This is a genomic window from Micromonospora sp. HM5-17 (assembly GCF_003762835.1).
In the GTDB taxonomy this organism is placed as follows: Bacteria; Actinomycetota; Actinomycetes; order Mycobacteriales; family Micromonosporaceae; genus Plantactinospora.
On sequence record NZ_RJWA01000046.1, the window covers coordinates 1 to 457 of the forward strand.

Consider the following 457-nt stretch of genomic DNA (forward strand, 5'->3'; position numbering starts at 1 on the left):
GCCGGTCGTTACACATGGTCCGCGCCGCGACGGCAGCCGCATGGCCGAGCGCGGGACCACACGGTCCGCGGGAATGACGGCGGGCCGCCGGTCGTTACACCTGGACCGCGCCGAGGTGGCACCCCGGGTAGCCGACCGGTCTGGTGCCCGCGGCGCCGATCCAGTTCCTGAGCTTTCGTGTTCCTTTCCCTCCCTGGGACACCGCCAGCGTGCCCCCGCACCCCCGGTGTCCCATCCCCCGGAACGGAAGGTGTGATCGATAATGACCACGTTCACCACGCTGTTCGAGTCCACCCTGATCCGCAAGGGTGCGCTGGGCCTGGCCGGTCTGGCGTTCACCGGTGGCGCGATCGCCGGCCCCATCGCGGGCACCCAGTCCACGCAACCCCACATGACGCCGACCGCGGCGGCGGTGCAGCAGACCACCGCCAAGCCGACCACGGACACGCTGATCCCC

The 457-nt window shown here is 71.1% G+C and carries 1 pseudogene; it reads left to right on the forward strand.

Annotation, left to right across the window (positions count from 1 at the left end):
- Window positions 1-262: 262 nt before the first annotated feature.
- A pseudogene (locus EF879_RS26870) lies at window positions 263-457 on the forward strand (hypothetical protein); the annotation flags it as partial.